We start from the raw sequence: 17097 nt of genomic DNA on the forward strand, positions 1-17097 counted from the left end.
GTGAATTTTGATATACAATCTGGTAACAAAAAAGAAGTTCGAAATTTAAAAAGAAAAGTAAGAAAGATAATAAAAAACGAAAAAGGACAAGATCGATGATCTTAGTCCTTAAGAGCAGCAATAAGCAGCTCACGGGCCTGACGTGCATCTGCACGGCCCTTTGTTTTCTTCATGACCTGGCCTACAAGGAAATTGAGAGATTTCTCAGTTCCTCCAAGGTAGTCCTGAACTGCTTCCTCGTTCTCCGCAATGGTCTCGGAGACTGCCTGTGTCACAATATCCCCTTCGACCTTCAGAAGACCTTTCTCCTTTACGATATCCATAGGACTTCCACCGACATCAAGGATAGTCCTGATAACATCCACTGCACTCTTTTCGGTGATCTTCTCTTCTACTACAAGACCGATGATCTCAATGATGTCCTCGGTGGCAAAGGAAGTGATAGACAGATCCCTGTAATTCAACTCACCCCTGAGCACATCGGAAACCCAGGTCCCTGCTGCATGAGGATCGACCTTGGAAGCAACGACCTCGAAGAAGTCCGCCACGCGGATATCCGAGGTGAGTGCCTTTGCGTGCATCTCCGTAATGCCGTATTGTGAAATAAAGCGCTCACGTTTCGTATCAGGCAGTTCCGGCAACGTTGCTGCAACAGCAGGCACTCGGTCTGCGACCCTCATTGGCATAAGATCAGGTTCCGGGAAATAACGATAGTCATTCTCAGTTTCCTTTGTACGCATAGAAAGAGTAACTCCCCTTGCCTCGTCAAAATGCCGGGTTTCCAGAGTGATCTCTCCACCACGGCGGATCAGATTTTTCTGCCTCATTATTTCATAGAGAAGAGCTCGCTCAGCTCCCTTAAAAGAGGAAATGTTCTTGACCTCAACGCGCTCACCCATAAAGACAGAAACATTAGCATCCACCCTCATAGCGCCCTCAAGATCACCATTAAAAACATCAAGGTAATCAAGAATACTCCTGAGCTTGTCCAGATATCTCCTTGCTTCCTTTGGACTTCTCATATCCGGTTCACTGACAATTTCGATAAGTGTCATGCCTGAACGGTTGTAATTGATAAGTGTACCCTTTGATTTCTCAATGGTTCCCATGTGCATCAGACGACCAGGGTCCTCTTCCATATGCGCACGAGTGATCCTTACCACATGCTCCCCATCCTCGCCCTCAATAACGACCTTTCCTTCACCAGCTATTGGAAAATCGTACTGTGTGGTCTGGAACCCCTTTGGAAGATCAGGATAATAGTAATTCTTCCTGTGGAACTGGGTCTGTTCAACAATGTCACAGCCAAGTGCAAGACCGATCTTCATTGCATACTCCACAGCCTTTTCATTGATAACGGGCAATGCGCCGGGCAACCCCAGACACACAGGACACACGTGAGTGTTCGGTTCAGAATCATGGTAATCCGTGGAACATCCACAGAAAAGCTTTGTGTTGAGCCTGTTCAACTGAACGTGGACCTCAAGTCCGATCCTTACACCATCAGGATTTTCATATACCATTTAAGCCACCTCCCCTGGACGTGCTTTATTATGATCGGTATTTTGTTCGAATGCATATGCTGAACGAATGATTGTAGCCTCATCGAAATGATTTCCTATTATCTGTAAGCCTACCGGCAGACCATCAGAAGAGCCACATGGAACCGAGATACACGGAACTCCTGCAAGATTCATTGGGACAGTGTTCACATCGGCCAGGTATTGGGACAATGGGTCCTCGATCTTCTCACCGATCTTAAATGCAGGCATTGGCATTGTCGGACCCATCAGGACATCCACATTGGATAATGCTTTCTCAAAGTCCTGCTTGACAAGGGTGCGCACTTTCAGTGCCTTGAGATAGTACTTGTCCTGGTATCCGGCAGAGAGAGCGTATGTTCCAAGGAGGATCCTGCGCTGAACTTCTTTTCCGAAATATTCAGCACGTGTCCTTGATGCCATCACATGCCAGTTCTCACCATCGTTCCTTGGACCATAGCGTGTACCATCAAACCTCGCAAGGTTGGATGATGCTTCGCTCATGGCAATAGTATAGTAAGCTGCAAGAGCGTATTTCGTATTGGGCATGGAAACCTTCTCCCATGTTGCACCCATCTCCTCGTATTTGCTGATAGCATCCCAGACGGATTTCTCAACTCCGCTGTCAACACCTTCCCCGAAGTACTCATCAGGAACACCGATCTTCAGACCCTTGACATCGTCAACAAGTGCATCGCGATAGCCGATCTCCCTGTTAATGGAAGTACTGTCACGAGGATCGTATCCGCCTATTACATCCATGACAGTAGCAATATCCTCAACAGATGTTGCCATTGGGCCGATCTGCTCAAGGGAATTTGCATAGGAAATAAGACCGTAACGTGAGACAGCGCCGTATGTTGGCTTGAGTCCCACAACACCGCAGAATGCGGCAGGGCAGCGAACTGAACCACCTGTGTCAGAACCAAGTGAGATAGGAGCCTCACCTGCTGCCACAACAGCAGCACTGCCGCCGGATGAACCTCCGGGCACCCTTTCAAGGTCCCATGGGTTCATTGTGATGCCATAGCAGCTTGACTCAGTTGACGTGCCCATTGCGAACTCATCCATGTTCGTCTTACCGAGTATGACAGCACCTTCTGCCTTCAACCGCTCGATGACATGTGCATCATAAGGTGGCACATAGCCTTCCAGTATCTTTGAGCTGCATGTCGTTGCAAGCCCCTTTGTAGAAATGTTATCCTTGATAGCAATAGGTACACCGGCAAGCAGTCCTTCGCCCTCACCCTTATCGGCCATCTTTGCCATCTCAAGTGCACCGTCATAGGTGCATGTGTAACCATTTATCCTGCTCTTTCCGATCGTTTCAAGATATGAAGCTGTAACCTCTTCTGCAGAACTCTCGGAGATCTTCCTTTTAACATCTGATATGCTCAACCATTCAGCCATTCATTCCACCTCAAATGATCCTCGGTGCCTTGATGTAACCATCTTTCTCGGCTGCAGTGTTCTTAAGCACATCCTTCTGGTCAAGGGACGGTGTGACAACATCTTCCCTGAAGACGTTCATGATATCTGCCACATGATAGGTAGGCTCGACACCTTCAGTGTCCACCTCATCCAGCTGACCGAAATAATCCAATACAGAGCTTAACTTCACAGCGTAGTCCTCGGCGTCCGCATCATCGATCTCGATGCGAGCAAGCCACCCTACGTGTTCTACCTCGTCTTTAGTGATCATTATAGGTTCCTCAGATAATTGGGATAATAACATAGTGTATTCTAATATGACTGATAGAAATCAAGTACTTAATATTAATATGTTGGGTTGTCCGGGCAGCTCAATATGTGCTGGTTGTGGAAAGACAAAGTTAAAGGTAAAAAAGAGAGGGAACTCCACAAGAGATAGGAACTGAAGTAGAGGGAATGATGGCACCCTTGTGGAGACAGAAAGGAGGAAAATTTGATTTAAAGCAGCTTTTCTCCTGCATTTGGACCCGGGGAGCAGTCATAGACATCTGTGATCTTCATAACAAGAAGACTTTTTGCCGGAGCCTGTGCCATTTTGGAATGAACGATCTCCTGCATCTTCTCAAACTCCGGTCCGCTTGTCTTTAATTCGACATCGCCTTTGATCTGGAAAGAGCCTTTTGTCTTTGGGCCCCAGATATATATAGAGACCTTTGGATTCTCCATGACATTTGAAAGTGATTTTTTCATGAAGTTGTCTGCGATCCAAATAGTACTGTCATCGACCAAGGAGACAAAACCGATCGGAACAACGTTTGGAACTCCCTCTTTTGAGGCAGTGGCAACAGGAAATACCTGTATTGTGCTGATTGCTTCTTTCATGTCTTCTGTAAGTGTTACCATGTTGATCACCACAGGTACTTAATACATGCACGTTAATATAGAAGACCGTTATAAAACTATACTAACATTCATCGAAGTACACATTTCTAACCAGCCACAGAACAGATCCATCCTGGAGAGCATGAAATAATGAGCGAGCAAAAATTGATAGCAGAAGAGATTACCCTGCTCCATGAAGAAATTGCAGGGCTTCGCAGTGAACTGAGCCGTTTCAGAGGCGAAGTTGCGGGAAGTCAGACCAATTCACTGTTCAATGAGTTCAGGAACCAATGCGCTGTGGAGATGATCAACGGTTCTTTGGAGAACGCCTACGAGCTCATCGGGAACGAAGAGAAGGAATGCCCCATGCAGACAAAATGCATTCCACATTTAGTTCATTTTTTTGAGGATCTGTCGGACTATACAAGAAACGGACAGTTGACTGATGACAATATCGAAAAGATGCGCAGTAACTTTGATAAAGTGAAGGAACTTGCACCATTCGATCACTGTTCCAACTGTATAGAGAAGGCTGAAGGATACTTCGACCAGCAGATAGGGATGCTCCAGACAATAGGGGTATACAAAAATGAGAGCGAAATGCAGTTGCAGGTGCGGGACCTCCATGAAGAACAAGTATCCAACCTGATCGGTGATCCGTTAAGCAGCGCAGTACGTGTCAGGATCTTAAAGTCATTATATAAAGAAGGAAGATCATTCACCGAGCTTTCAAAGCTCACCGAACTCCGCGGCGGAAATCTCCTTTTCCATCTGGAAAAACTGCAGAGTAAGGGGATGATCAGGCAACGCGGTGAACGGGGCGAATACCAGATCAGTGTACAGGGTTATGAGGCACTCAATGCAATGGCTGAACTTGTGGGAAAATTAGGTGTCAACTATAGCAAGATATAATCTGGCTGACCATCTATCAACAAGAGAATTTTTGTGTCAGGGCAAATTTCACAATTAAAAGGAGAAAAGGGAAAAGAATTGGACCATAATACGTTTTTACAGCAAATATCCTGTCAGTATCCAGATAACACCCTGCTTTTTAGCTACCTTTTTTGAGATTATCCGGACTTTCATATCCTGTAAAAATCGAGCCCATGAAATACAAATTATACTTGTGCAAATTAAATATAAAGATAAATATACATTATGAGCGAACGTATTTCTTTTTTATTGCGGGTCATATATAAATACAATAATGACCAATTTGTAATTGGGAATAAAAGAAGGTGGTACAAATGAGACGAAGTTCAAACTTCAGGTTGGAACTCTCAAGCTCACCATGGGGAACGATATCAATGGACTTTGTGGAGATTGATGATGATCCCGAAAAGCCCCCATAACGAATAGTTGTTTTGAAAAGGTCAGCCCGATCAGCAGGTTGGCTAAAGATTTACTCTTTTTCCGCCTCCTTCATTAGATTTTCACGCCATAGCATCTTAAATTGGTAAAGCTGAAGCTATTCAATATTTACTATAAAATTAAAGATCTAACAAAAAACAGCAAATATATCCATTCAGGGGAGTTCCTGAATGGATGGTTTCACAGGATGAATTTTAAAAAGTAATGGAGGTTCAGGAATCATCCTGTTTGTTCATACCTAGTGTTAAAAGTTTACTGCTGTCGATCTTGCCATCAGCACCAATGCTGATAGAAAATGCAATTGCAGAGGAATCCTCAGCATTTGGCTGTACATAGAGCAAAGTTGTATCTTCCATTTTTATACCTCATTTATTCCAAATTTTATCTTTTAAGCCATCTATCCTGAAATATCAGTTAGCTCGGTTATACCCGTGTCCGGAATATATCCGATAAAGACGCCTTCGTTTGATAGTTCCATCATCATTCACTATCGAAGAGAAAACGACAGCAGGGTCATTTCCCTTCTGTGGTTTGAATAAAACCACGTTGTTCAAAAGATATTGATACTTATACGCATCTACCAGATTTTCAGGTGTATCTGCCATATTCTTAGTCCCCAAATATTACACATTATATTCTTTAAGTCAGACCGATGCATGCCAGCAAATGGAAATCGTTAGTTGAGAAAAACCAACCGGATCCCACCTGCAACCCCCATACATTGCCCTTGCTACTATGTTGTTATTTTAAGTATAAATAATATTGCATATAGCTAATTTATGTAATCATTGTAGCTAACTATAGTTGTTCAGACATTGAAAGCATCAAAGCTCACAAAGAGATCAATATAATAGCAGTCAAAGCAAGTAGAACTCCTACCCACTGCATTGATGAGAGACGTTCTTTCAGGATGATCCATGCAAGTAGAACTGTGCTTCCAGGATACAAAGATGCGATCACTGTCGCAATATCAAGTCGGCCTACCTAAGAAGCCAGTGCAAAGAAAAGGTTCCCTGCAGCATCAAGAATTCCTGCAAGTATTATTAAAGGGAGGACTGCCTTCGAAGGCAAAGTTGCTGATTTTCTGAGCATGGCAAATCCCAGGATAACCACAACAGCAGAGATCTTTGCAACCGTAAGAGGCCAGAAAACTGCCGATTCACTGAAAAGGTCGACAGATATGAAGAAGATACCAAATCCAACACCTGCCAGCAACGGATAGAACAGGTCCTGTCTTTTGACCTCACCTTTCTCGCCGGTACTGCCGATAAGCCACATGGCTGCAATAGCCAACACAAAACCTGCGATCTGGTGCCCTGCAGGCAAACCTTCATTGATAGCACCATAGATCACGGGTAAAGCAACGGTCACCACGGCAGATACCGGGGCTGCGACTCCCATCTTACCCATGGAAAGTGCATGATAGAGTGCCAGAAGACCAAAACTGCCGGCAACACCTGCAACAAATCCCCAGAACATGCCATTCATTGGCGGGAACTCTTCTGAGAAAAATAATGCAAGAAATGGCAAAAGAACAAGACCTACTGCCTGTGTTATTATTACAACAGAATAGACACTGGCACGTTTTGTCGCAAAACCACCACCAAAATCCGCAGCACCCCAGGTTGCAGCTGCTGCAAGGCTGAAGAAGACGACAAGGATCTCAGGAGATATCATATTGTTTGCTCCGAAACAAAAATAGGATCATTTTCGGGTAGATTTGTTCATTTCTATAAATAGGTTCTCACGAGGATGAAAACATCACTTCATGAAAACTTTTTTGATAGCAAGTATCCAACAAGAAACCGGGGATATATATACAAGTATCTTTAATGTACTTAATATCCTAAAGATACCAACCATCCAATCATTACAACAAAAAGGAGAGATCAAAAAATGTATTGCTATCAATGTGAAGAAACCGTAGGCGTACAGGCATGCACCAAAGCAGGAGCATGTGGTAAGAAACCGGAAGTTGCAGACCTCCAGGACCAGCTAACCTACATCCTCAAAGGTATTGCATACTACAATGCAAAGGCACGTGACAACGGAATCACCGATGAGAAAGTAGATCAGTTCATTATGAACGGGCTTTTCTCAACCATCACTAACGTGAACTTCAGCTCAAAGGACTTCCAGAAATACATCAGGGAAGGACTTGAGATCAGGGATGGCGTCAAGCGCAACCTTGTTACAAGGAACATCGACCTTGGGGAAGCAAAGGATCTTTCATTCGGCGACAAGGTCAAAGCCACACTCGGCATGTCCGATCCGGAGACCAGATTTGAGATCCCAGGTGCTGCGATCGTCACCCCCGAAGTTCTCAGGACCACGAACACAGGCATTCTTGCAACCCAGAACGAAGATATCAGGTCACTCCGGGAACTGCTCACCTACGGACTTAAAGGTCTTGCAGCCTATGCACACCATGCTAACGTCCTTGGGTACAGCGATGACAAGATATTTGCATTCACAGAAAGAGCACTTGCTGCAACCCTTGACGATACACTTTCAGTTGATGACCTTGTAGGACTGGTCTTGGAATGTGGAGAATACGGTGTAAAGGTCATGGCATTGCTGGATGAGGCTAACACAACAACCTACGGCAACCCTGAACCAACTGAGGTTTATCTTGGCGTCAAGGACAATCCGGCAATCCTCATCAGTGGACATGACCTCAAGGATATGGAACAGCTCCTCAAGCAGACCAAGGGAACAGGCGTTGATGTCTACACCCATGGTGAGATGCTGCCTGCAAACTACTATCCGGCATTTAAGAAATATGATAACTTCGTCGGAAACTATGGCGGTTCATGGTGGGCACAGAAGAGCGAGTTCGAAAAGTTCAACGGTCCCATACTGATGACGACAAACTGTATCGTTCCTCCAAAAGAAAGCTACATTGACAGGATCTATACCACAAGCATTGTCGGTTTTGATGGTGTAAAACACATCGATGCAGATGAGAACGGTGCAAAGGACTTCTCTGCCCTGATCGAGCAGGCAAAGAAGTGCAAGTCTCCGGAACAACTGGAAGATGGTACCCTGATCGGAGGATTTGCCCACAGTGCAGCTCTATCTGTCGCAGACAAGATCGTAGAAGCTGTAAAGGGAGGAAAGATCACGCGTTTCGTAGTTATGGCAGGTTGTGACGGAAGGCACAAAGAAAGGGATTACTACACCAAATTCGCAGAAGCTCTTCCTGAAAGTGCGGTCATCCTGACAGCAGGTTGTGCAAAATACCGCTACAACAAGCTCGACCTTGGAGATATCGATGGAATTCCAAGAGTACTCGATGCAGGACAGTGTAATGACTCATACTCCCTTGTTGTCATCGCACAGAAGCTTGCCGAAGCTTTCGGACTTGAGGACATCAATGAACTGCCGGTCTCATACAACATCGCATGGTATGAACAAAAAGCAGTCCTGGTATTGCTCGCACTGCTGCACCTTGGTGTCAAGAACATAACACTTGGACCAACGCTTCCGGCATTCGTCTCTCCGAATGTCCTGAACGTCCTTGTTGAGAACTTCAACATAGCACCAAATACAACCGTCGACGAGGATCTTGAAAGGCTGCTCTAAAGCCTTTCCTTCCCCTCCCCTCATCCCCCTTTTTTCCCCACATTTCATCCCCATTCGTTTCATCCATGTGAAACCATTTTTTTTTCTTTTTCCGGTCTGGATTCTGACAATAGAACAAGTTGCTAAAAATTCTTTTATAGCATCATCGAACAACATATTATTGTGGAATATACAAGGAATGGGGCCAAAGGCGATCAGAACAAGGTTTGGAAGATACTGCTTCCAGTTGTAGCAACCATTTTTCTGACAATTGCCGTTTCAATGATAATCTTTTATCAGAATTACTACACCGGGATACTATATCTGATCACTTCGATATTGTACTTCAGCTCTGCATATCTTATTACCACTGGCAGGGTCAACATGATGAAAAGCTCATTAAATGAGAAGGGAACTCTGGCACTGGGTTTTATCCTGCTCGCAATAGCATTGGCCCTGAACGGACTTTTTTGGGGATTGGGATTCGTCCTGTTCCTGGCAGGCATACTCTCGATCCACAGGAATAGTAATTGATCGATCACTGCGAAAGTGGCAAAATATACCGGAAAGAAGCATATATAATAGGCAAATGGTAATTTGTCATCTATACATAATTTAAGATCCAAATTGATATCCGGAAAAAGATGGAGATACTGATGAGACCAGAAACAAAAGCCGAGCTTATAGCCGTGGGCAGCCTTGATATAGAACCATCCCTGCTGGGGAAGATCACAGTTCCGACTGCAGGACCAGGTGCAGGTAAAACAGCGTTCTTCTTCCGCTCCGGCAAACAGAGGGTCAGGCTTGCCCTGAACAAGGACTCACCTCTAAAAGCAATTGCAGATGGGGATGAGATCGTCATAATGAGAGATGGCAGGGAGATAGTAAGAGGACAGATCGAGGAAGAGCTTATCCATTGTCCTGAGCAGGCTTACATAAACATGACAGAGAAGTGTATCTTCGACTGCAAGTTCTGTCCTGTTCCAAAGCTCAACGGCAAGGTCAAGACCATTGAAGAGGTCCTGGAACTCATAGAAGAAGCAAATGCCACCGGCAAGATGAAGGCCATATCCATTACATCCGGCGTTGATGAATCAGTGGAAAAGGAATTTGAGAGGGCTATGGAGGTCATCAATGCTGTGAAGAAGTATGGTGTCCCCATCGGTGTTGCAGTTTACCCGACCGCTGACTCCAACAAGCGCATGAAAGAAGCAGGTGTTGACGAGATCAAGTACAACGTTGAAACAATGGACAGGGAGCTCTACGGGAAGGTCTGTGCCGGGCAGGATATGGAAGAGATATTGAAGGCTCTCAAAGAAGCTGTTGAGATCTTCGGCAAGAACAAAGTGTGTTCCAACTTCATCATCGGCCTTGGTGAAACGGACGAAGCTGTTGAAAAAGGTATCAGAGAACTGGTATCCCTGGGAGTGGTACCGATTCTCCGACCTGCAAGCAAGCATCCACTGCGTGAAGGGGAGGTTTTCATTGAAAGGCCTTCAAAAGAAAGGCTGCTTAAGCTTACAAGATTGCTTCGCAAGATCCTGGACGAAAACGGACTGCGTGCAGATGTCTTCAAGACAATGTGCCTCCCATGTACAGGGTGTGACATAAATCCCCACACTGACCTCTGTGAGGATGAAAAGTAAAAAGGCAAAAATATACGGGAAACAAATGTCTGGAACAGGAACTGAACCTGCATTCGAAGCTTCCATCGAGATGAACGAAGAGGACTTCGAATTTGCAACACCTCCAATGTCAAAAGAGTTCGTAATCCAGACTTTTGAGAAATACGACCTGAGACATATTGTTCTTTTTGGGGAAGATATGTTCTATGTCTCACAGCAGGATATGGAACCTTTCCACCCGCTATATGTTAAAAGCTCATATCCTGATGATATTGAGCTTATATTCGATTTCATGACCATCGAAAGGATACATAAGATCGAATATATCGAAGGCGTTCTAAAACGAAGTCCTATAGAAGAGCATCCGGACATATGACCATGGACAACAATAAAATAGGATATCATAGAATACGAAGTGGCGAAGAAATATGATTGAAAAACTTTACAGATCCCCAATTGCCTACGTTGTACTGGGAGGCATATTGATCAGTGCTTTCCTTTTCAACAGCATGTTGAAATTTGCAGATGAAGGAAATGCGGTTATGGTTATCCTGATAGGAATTTCCATTGGCATCGTTGCACTATTCATCACAAAAGCTATAGTCTACCAAAAACATAGCGGCCTTTTTCCAAAATGATACATTTTATAAGCAAAAATAATATTATATGCCCGATCAGGCTGAACGCACAGCCTCATCGATCTGATTTTTCCATCCTTTTGCGTCATTTACTTCAAATACATGTTTTGTGACAGCCTCACGAACTTCTGAAATAATGAGCTTCTGCCTGCTAAACATCCCGGATCCCGCTACTTCCGACCCAACAATATTCTTCAACTTAAGTTCCAGACTCTCTTCCCCCCCGAGTGCAATGGTGGCAAGCCTGCGGTTTGTCAGGATAACGAAATTATTTTTTGCCTGCTCCAGCCGGAGAAGTGACTCACCCCTCATGTAATCGGTCTTTAATTGCTCAAGCACATTCAACACCTTCAAGATATCCTTTGGCTGGATACGGATCACTTCGAACTTCTTTTTCCCCACTACAAGAAGGATCTCCTTTTTTAGATTTGAAAACCCAACAAGGTCCCTGACCTCTATGCGACGTGATATCTCCGGCTTTTTTGAGAACAGACCACCTGAATTCTGTTCAAAATAGATGTTCCTGTTAGTAATGACCAATGTGAGTCGTGTGCCCTCAACGGTCGCAGGCTCCCTTAGGTGAACAGATTCACCGGTTTTAAGGACAGCACCGCCTGATGCGATACTGTTCTTTTCAACTCCATCTGAAACGTTCTTAGCTGCATCCCCGCAATAATGATTGAGCATCGAGACCAATAGCTGACCCTCAATAAGCTTTACATTGTGTTCTGTGGCTTCCCGGTATGCATCTTCAGTGAACGTGGAAGTCGTGACTATTATGACCCCATCGACTTTTTCCCTATAACGCAGGCTGCTGTATTCCCTGACCTCTTTTACACCTACAGGATTAAGGTAACGTTTTACCTGGACAAGCCAGCGATGTGAAAGACCAAAATGCTCAAGCTTTACCTCCACATCCACCCCACCATCCTTTGATCGTGAAGTTACATTTGCCTTATATCCCATTTTCCTGAAAAGAAAAGCTACAAGATTTTCAAGATCGAAAGGATCTATTTCAAGAAGCTGATCCAAAGACCAATTTGTGATAGCATTCATTTATCGACCGTATATGTAAGACCACATTCCGGGCAGGAATATGTGATAGTTGTAATTTCATTGGCTTTCTTTTCAGTACTTGCCATCCATGTACCACAGGTTATGCATTTCTGGTCAAAGAGTGACCGATCCATCTTTTTATTCTCACCCTTGTCTTTCATGAAAACACCATATTCGATCTTTGAATAAAGATTATAAAAAGGCTATTCTGAACACAATAAGTGGTTGTGTGTGTTTTGTGAATAACCATACAAAACTTTAAATCATTTCACAACATTAATCTGCAAACGTGTGAAAGTACATGGTAGATTATAATACCATATCAAATATTAATGTTATTACAAAATTTAGAACTGTTCTCACAGGCAGATCAGGTGAGCACAATGGATGATTTAGAAAAGATCAGACAACAACGATTGGAACAGATCAAAAATAACCTTGAAACAAGGTTATTCCCGGAAAGCCCCATCCATGCCACGGATGCAAACTTTGATGAACTCATATCAAAATATCCAGTTGTAGTTATCGATTGCTGGGCAGAATGGTGTGGACCATGCCGAAAACTGGTACCTGTTATTGATGCCCTCGCAAGAGAGATGCAAGGCAAGATCGTTTTCGGGAAACTGAACACTGATGAGAACCAGATGAGTGCAAGAAAGTTCAATATCACAGCTATTCCCACACTTCTGGTATTCAAAGATGGAAACCCGGCCGGACAGATAGTGGGTGCATTCCAGAAAGAACAGCTTGTTGAAAGATTGAACAAACTTATATGATAATTACCGGAAGATGATATAATGTCCCATAAACCAAGATTCGCAGCAAATCCAGGGGTCAGGCTCCTTGACCTTAAATCAAGTTCAAAGCCTTTCTTCATCGTAGCTTCCGTGGAGGTAGGGAACACCACCACCAAGTGTATTCTGACAGCCACCAATATGGATGAAGGAAAGACATACCATGTTACAAAGACGGTTAAAATGACGAGGGACGTCAGACCACCAAAAGCTAATGAAACTGTTTTCGGAAAGACCCTGAACGGAGTGGAACTTACCCGGGAATCAGTTTCTGAGCTTGTCAGTGAAACATTGCTGGAAGCTGTGAAAAGTGCTCACCTTGACATCGAAACAGACATCAGTTTCGTTGTACGCTCAACAGGAGTTGTTGCAGGATTCGATGCCCCCGAGGAAGTAGGGGAATTCATCAAAGCCCTTGCAGATGGATGTTTGATCGCAGGAGTGCCACCAAAGCACATGACACCACCTATGAGTGTGGATAACCTCCCTGAAAAGTTCCAGAAACACAGTAAACTGGACAAAGTGTTCTTCGATGGAGCTGTTGCCAGTGTGCTACCGCCTACCGGCGCCACAGGTGTTGAGATAGTTGCCAATGAGATGGAAGGAGAACTCGCTACCGCAGGTATCAAGGAAGGTGCCAAATGGGTGGATGTGGACTTCCGCAACCCATGCATGTCCATGGACTTTGGAACGACCCTTGATGGCAGGATCATCAGTCCTGATGAACCATATGCAAAGACCATCGGTAACTTCTGCGGATATGCAGGAGCAATACCCGATGCACTGATAAAAGGTACGGAAACTGTTGACAGCAGGGTTGGCACTGCACTGGACGTCTTCACTGACATCCATACGGATAAACTTACAATGCTGCTTAAGGGAAAGAACATCAAGGAATACGCAAAGAAAGTTCTCGATCACATTATCATAGAAAAGGTACCAGAAAGCCGGAATAGATATGGCAGCGTACCTGTAAACCCAAAAGCTGCAAAGGATATCGGAGTTGTGCTTATAGGATGCGATGTAGGAGATAATGGGTCCGACATGGATAAGCTTTCGATGTTGGGCGGTGAGATCTACAACAAGTACGGCCTCAAAGTCCTCTTTGCAGTGATAGATGAGGTCATGGCACAGGTCATCTACCGGCTGGTCAAAGTCGCAAAGGAAGAAGGACTCGTGTATCCTGAGACAAGCATAGGAATTACAGGACGTGCCGGCATCAGTGGCGAGAAGGCAAAGCTTACCTTGAAATACCTGGAAGAGCTCGGACTTCACGACAAGATCGAAGAGAACGTTGTCTTCGTGGATGACGGTCTTGCAAGAGGAGCTGCGGTCATGGCAAGGTGCATGAACTCCCTGGGAACCACGTTCAATCCCCTTGGCGGGCATCGCGGTGGGAAATGCATCCTTGGACAGCGTATGAAACTTCAGAACAAATGATATGAAGGGCAGGGGAACGATCCTGCCAGTATTTATTTCTATTTTTTTTATTTTTATTTTTGGCTTTACTTTCAGGTATCTGTTTCAGCTTCTGCTTTTTCGTCCTTCAATCTTTAGCTGAAGCCAGTTTCCGTTTTATGGCAGCCTCTATTTCCTGCTTGTGCATCTCCGAAGATTCATGTATGCCTCCCATGTTTCCCCTGACAGCGCGGCAGGGATACTGGGAAACGATAAGACCGGCCTTTGGACCAGCGTCTTCTACCGGAGTGCCTACAAGAGCCTCAGCCAGGTGCCAGGTGCTGCCGCAGGGGGCACCTCGTATCACATTCACTTTTGCGATCTTCCCGTCCTTTACCTCAACATCAAGTACAGGGTTTCCAAAGAAACAAGTGAAATCATCGGTAGCCGGGTCGGATGCCACATTGCAGCAGATCTCATCGACCTCTATGAAGATACCGTACTCTTTTGATATAGCTTCCAGTTCCTTAACAGGTGCCTTTGAAGCACCTCCCGGGACTATCAGGGCACGCACACCGGCCTTGCCTGCCATGCGGGCTATCTGGGGCGTAATATCAGGATGCAGGGAATAAGTGATTATGATGTCAGCATCGAATACCTTCGTATCAAAGTCCAGCCCGGAAAAGAATTCCTCGGGCTCATCTATGAAATCCGGAAGATAAGCGGGAAGCTCTGCCACTATGACTTCCATATCGGTCTTCGAACGCACAGTCTCGACAAGCCTTGACCCATATTTTCCGCGAAGTATAACTCCTATTATTGTCATTTTCAATACCTGTCTGTGATATTATTGAAATAGCGATATATTAATATTGTTTACTGTTCAATCTTAGTATTACTTCTAAAATATTAAGGTGATATAAATGGAAGATATCGACCAGTCAATGGTATATTTCAGATGTAATATGTGTGATTTTGTATTTCAGGCAGATCCTAACTTCTTTCCAATAAAATGTCCCCAGTGCGGTAGTGAAGATACTTCCAGGACATAAGGTCAAAGAATACCAGATCTATGAACATACAGTTAAAGGAAATAAGGTCGAAGGATATAAAGTTAATAGGACCGAAGGACATTTGACACTCATGAAAGGAAAGCTCATAACACTGGAAGGTATCGATGGGTCGGGTAAATCCACCATCACACGTTTTTTGAACTCACATCCTTCCTTTTCCAATGCCGTGTTTACAAGGGAACCTACCACAAGCTGGATAGGAGATGCTGTCTACAAAGCCATTGAATCCAATACAGACCACCTTGCAGAACTGATGCTTTTCACCGCAGACCATGCAAACCATATTGCAACTCTGATACGTCCGGCACTTGAAGAAGGAAAGATAATAATTTCAGACAGGTATTCGGACAGCAGATATGCATACCAGGGCGTTACACTCAGGGAAAAGTTCGATGAGCCCATGGAATGGGTTCAGCAGATCCATGAAGGATGGACAGTGGTCCCTGACCTTACAATCCTTTTTGACATTGATCCGGAAATTGCAGTCCGTCGCTGTGGTAAAAGAGGGGAACAGACAAAGTTCGAGAAGATCGAGCTCTTAAATGGAGTCAGAAAGAATTATCTTCGGCTTGCAGAGAAAGAACCTGAAAGGTTCGTCATAATAGATACCGACAGAGACCTTAAAGAAATAGAGAACGATGTGTTGCAGGCAATCACATCGATCATGGAAAGTTAAAGACCGTTCGCATCTGCGAACTTTATGAGTGTCTCACCAAGTTCACGTGCGTATTTCGGATTTATGTTAAAGCGGCTCCTTTTCTGACCGCTTCTTTCCTTTGCGACCTCAACATATTCACTGTCATACTTCTCGCTTTTTGCAAGGGTCATAGTAAGATACCAGCCACCTGCCATCTTGATCTCCATGTACTCTTCGCCTTCAGCAACATTCGTATTATCTTCTACCGTATTATCTTCTGCCATATTATCACCAGATATGTAATTTTCAGTTTTTATCTGTTTATTGTAAGTTTAGTTATAAGTTTGTAATTTTATTGTAACATTGTAACAGGGATAGAGCCATTGTGTAAAGCTGTAGCCACCAATGCGCCTTTGATACCTATATCCTCAAGCTGTCCGATGTCTTCTAAGCCCCTTACGCCTCCGCCCAGAAGGACATCGTGTTCACAAACATCTGCTATCAGACTTAAAAATTGTGCATCAAAACCCGCTGACGTTCCCACCATATCCATGTCAAGGAATATGACATCATTGATATCAAGACCATTAAGCATCTCAACGATCTCAAGTGGATCTTTGGGCATAGAAGGGTCTGAAGAGAGTATCACACCATCCTTTTTGTCGATACTGACATTTACCCTGGAAGGGTATTGTGAAGCTACCTTCGATATCGTGTCAAGTGAAGCTGTCTCTGTCCCCAGTACGGGGTGGTCTGCAAGGTCTATTACGGACATGATATCCTCAAAAGAAGAGACCCCCGCATCCAGCATGACATTTGTCTGGTCTGAAACAGCCCTGATAACATCGAAGTTGATATCCGGTGCCCCCTGACCCTGAAGGCGGTTAAGGTCTGCAATATACACTTCTTCCGGCCTGAGACTGCGAACGATCTCCACAGGATCCGATGTTGTGCATAGCGTACTGGACTCATGTACCGGCCGGTACCTGCGACGGTCTCCGCCCTGTGCATGAACAGCATTATGATTATATACATCAAATACAAAGACGATTCGAAACATATTTAATCGATACTTTAGTTCATCCTA

General features: G+C 44.4%; 23 protein-coding genes. 10 read left to right on the top strand and 13 right to left on the bottom strand.

The window, feature by feature from the left end:
• Window positions 1–101 precede the first annotated feature (101 nt).
• From gatB to LI82_RS11515, 4 genes are all read right to left on the bottom strand, one after another.
• On the bottom strand, window positions 102–1523 hold the full coding sequence (gene gatB / locus LI82_RS11500) for an Asp-tRNA(Asn)/Glu-tRNA(Gln) amidotransferase subunit GatB (RefSeq protein ID WP_048195892.1): 1422 nt from the start codon (window positions 1521–1523) through the stop codon (window positions 102–104).
• Window positions 1524–2951, bottom strand: coding sequence for an Asp-tRNA(Asn)/Glu-tRNA(Gln) amidotransferase subunit GatA (gene gatA / locus LI82_RS11505; protein ID WP_048195894.1), 1428 nt, complete (start codon window positions 2949–2951; stop codon window positions 1524–1526). It lies immediately after the preceding gene.
• Between the two features lie 10 nt (window positions 2952–2961).
• Window positions 2962–3243 carry an Asp-tRNA(Asn)/Glu-tRNA(Gln) amidotransferase subunit GatC gene (gene gatC / locus LI82_RS11510; protein WP_048195898.1) on the bottom strand — a complete coding sequence of 94 codons (282 nt, stop codon included), beginning with the start codon at window positions 3241–3243 and terminating at the stop codon, window positions 2962–2964.
• A gap of 227 nt (window positions 3244–3470) precedes the next feature.
• On the bottom strand, window positions 3471–3875 hold the full coding sequence (locus tag LI82_RS11515) for a pyridoxamine 5'-phosphate oxidase family protein (RefSeq protein WP_048195902.1): 405 nt from the start codon (window positions 3873–3875) through the stop codon (window positions 3471–3473).
• A gap of 129 nt (window positions 3876–4004) precedes the next feature.
• Between LI82_RS11515 and LI82_RS11520 the strand changes: the two genes are divergently transcribed.
• The gene (locus LI82_RS11520; protein WP_048195903.1) at window positions 4005–4766 is read left to right on the top strand and encodes a winged helix-turn-helix domain-containing protein; all 762 of its coding nucleotides are present in this window, start codon (window positions 4005–4007) and stop codon (window positions 4764–4766) included.
• A 671-nt stretch (window positions 4767–5437) separates the two neighbouring features.
• On the opposite strand, the gene LI82_RS13165 is transcribed toward LI82_RS11520, so the two are convergent.
• The 4 genes from LI82_RS13165 to LI82_RS11530 form a co-directional block, all read right to left on the bottom strand.
• A complete protein-coding gene (locus LI82_RS13165) occupies window positions 5438–5581 on the bottom strand; it encodes a hypothetical protein (protein ID WP_160174982.1) in 144 nt (47 codons plus the stop codon).
• Window positions 5582–5635: 54 nt separating this feature from the next.
• Window positions 5636–5830: a hypothetical protein gene (locus LI82_RS11525; protein ID WP_048195905.1), complete on the bottom strand. Its 195-nt coding sequence runs from the start codon at window positions 5828–5830 to the stop codon at window positions 5636–5638.
• Between the two features lie 226 nt (window positions 5831–6056).
• On the bottom strand, window positions 6057–6185 hold the full coding sequence (locus LI82_RS13485; protein WP_236622741.1) for an EamA family transporter: 129 nt from the start codon (window positions 6183–6185) through the stop codon (window positions 6057–6059).
• Window positions 6186–6209: 24 nt separating this feature from the next.
• Entirely contained in the window at window positions 6210–6902 is a 693-nt protein-coding gene (locus LI82_RS11530; RefSeq protein ID WP_236622742.1) for an EamA/RhaT family transporter, read from the bottom strand.
• Between the two features lie 219 nt (window positions 6903–7121).
• Here LI82_RS11530 and hcp point away from each other — a divergent pair, with 219 nt between their 5' ends.
• From hcp to LI82_RS11555, 5 genes are all read left to right on the top strand, one after another.
• Window positions 7122–8810 carry a hydroxylamine reductase gene (gene hcp, locus LI82_RS11535; RefSeq protein WP_048195906.1) on the top strand — a complete coding sequence of 563 codons (1689 nt, stop codon included), beginning with the start codon at window positions 7122–7124 and terminating at the stop codon, window positions 8808–8810.
• Between the two features lie 162 nt (window positions 8811–8972).
• Window positions 8973–9323, top strand: a complete 351-nt coding sequence (locus LI82_RS11540; protein ID WP_048195908.1) for a hypothetical protein — start codon at window positions 8973–8975, stop codon at window positions 9321–9323.
• Window positions 9324–9445: 122 nt separating this feature from the next.
• Window positions 9446–10435 (top strand): radical SAM protein, encoded by a 990-nt coding sequence (locus LI82_RS11545; RefSeq protein WP_201770319.1) that lies wholly within the window; start codon window positions 9446–9448, stop codon window positions 10433–10435.
• 25 nt (window positions 10436–10460) lie between these two features.
• Entirely contained in the window at window positions 10461–10790 is a 330-nt protein-coding gene (locus LI82_RS11550; protein ID WP_048196321.1) for a hypothetical protein, read from the top strand.
• Between the two features lie 52 nt (window positions 10791–10842).
• Window positions 10843–11052: a hypothetical protein gene (locus LI82_RS11555; protein ID WP_048195916.1), complete on the top strand. Its 210-nt coding sequence runs from the start codon at window positions 10843–10845 to the stop codon at window positions 11050–11052.
• Between the two features lie 36 nt (window positions 11053–11088).
• On the opposite strand, the gene LI82_RS11560 is transcribed toward LI82_RS11555, so the two are convergent.
• Together LI82_RS11560 and LI82_RS13170 are read right to left on the bottom strand one after the other, a co-directional pair.
• The gene (locus LI82_RS11560; protein WP_048195918.1) at window positions 11089–12108 is read right to left on the bottom strand and encodes a restriction endonuclease; all 1020 of its coding nucleotides are present in this window, start codon (window positions 12106–12108) and stop codon (window positions 11089–11091) included.
• Window positions 12105–12269 (bottom strand): hypothetical protein, encoded by a 165-nt coding sequence (locus LI82_RS13170; protein ID WP_160174983.1) that lies wholly within the window; start codon window positions 12267–12269, stop codon window positions 12105–12107. The genes LI82_RS11560 and LI82_RS13170 overlap by 4 nt, the downstream gene beginning before the upstream one ends.
• A 222-nt stretch (window positions 12270–12491) precedes the next feature.
• Between LI82_RS13170 and trxA the strand changes: the two genes are divergently transcribed.
• Both trxA and LI82_RS11570 read left to right on the top strand, forming a co-directional pair.
• Window positions 12492–12884, top strand: coding sequence for a thioredoxin (gene trxA / locus LI82_RS11565; RefSeq protein WP_048195919.1), 393 nt, complete (start codon window positions 12492–12494; stop codon window positions 12882–12884).
• Window positions 12885–12905: 21 nt separating this feature from the next.
• Window positions 12906–14342 carry a methanogenesis marker 14 protein gene (locus LI82_RS11570; protein ID WP_048195921.1) on the top strand — a complete coding sequence of 479 codons (1437 nt, stop codon included), beginning with the start codon at window positions 12906–12908 and terminating at the stop codon, window positions 14340–14342.
• Window positions 14343–14448: 106 nt separating this feature from the next.
• On the opposite strand, the gene LI82_RS11575 is transcribed toward LI82_RS11570, so the two are convergent.
• Window positions 14449–15126: a DUF166 domain-containing protein gene (locus LI82_RS11575; protein WP_048195925.1), complete on the bottom strand. Its 678-nt coding sequence runs from the start codon at window positions 15124–15126 to the stop codon at window positions 14449–14451.
• Between the two features lie 97 nt (window positions 15127–15223).
• Here LI82_RS11575 and LI82_RS13605 point away from each other — a divergent pair, with 97 nt between their 5' ends.
• Both LI82_RS13605 and tmk read left to right on the top strand, forming a co-directional pair.
• A complete protein-coding gene (locus LI82_RS13605) occupies window positions 15224–15352 on the top strand; it encodes a hypothetical protein (RefSeq protein WP_269078530.1) in 129 nt (42 codons plus the stop codon).
• A gap of 91 nt (window positions 15353–15443) precedes the next feature.
• Window positions 15444–16049: a dTMP kinase gene (gene tmk, locus LI82_RS11580; protein ID WP_048196323.1), complete on the top strand. Its 606-nt coding sequence runs from the start codon at window positions 15444–15446 to the stop codon at window positions 16047–16049.
• Here tmk and LI82_RS11585 read toward each other — a convergent pair.
• Window positions 16046–16294, bottom strand: coding sequence for a hypothetical protein (locus tag LI82_RS11585; protein WP_048195927.1), 249 nt, complete (start codon window positions 16292–16294; stop codon window positions 16046–16048). The two genes, tmk and LI82_RS11585, sit on opposite strands and share 4 nt — an antisense overlap.
• Before the next feature lie 68 nt (window positions 16295–16362).
• The gene (locus tag LI82_RS11590; RefSeq protein ID WP_048195928.1) at window positions 16363–17070 is read right to left on the bottom strand and encodes a HisA/HisF-related TIM barrel protein; all 708 of its coding nucleotides are present in this window, start codon (window positions 17068–17070) and stop codon (window positions 16363–16365) included.
• Window positions 17071–17097: the final 27 nt, after the last annotated feature.

It is taken from the genome of Methanococcoides methylutens, assembly GCF_000765475.1.
Taxonomy (GTDB): domain Archaea; phylum Halobacteriota; class Methanosarcinia; order Methanosarcinales; family Methanosarcinaceae; genus Methanococcoides; species Methanococcoides methylutens.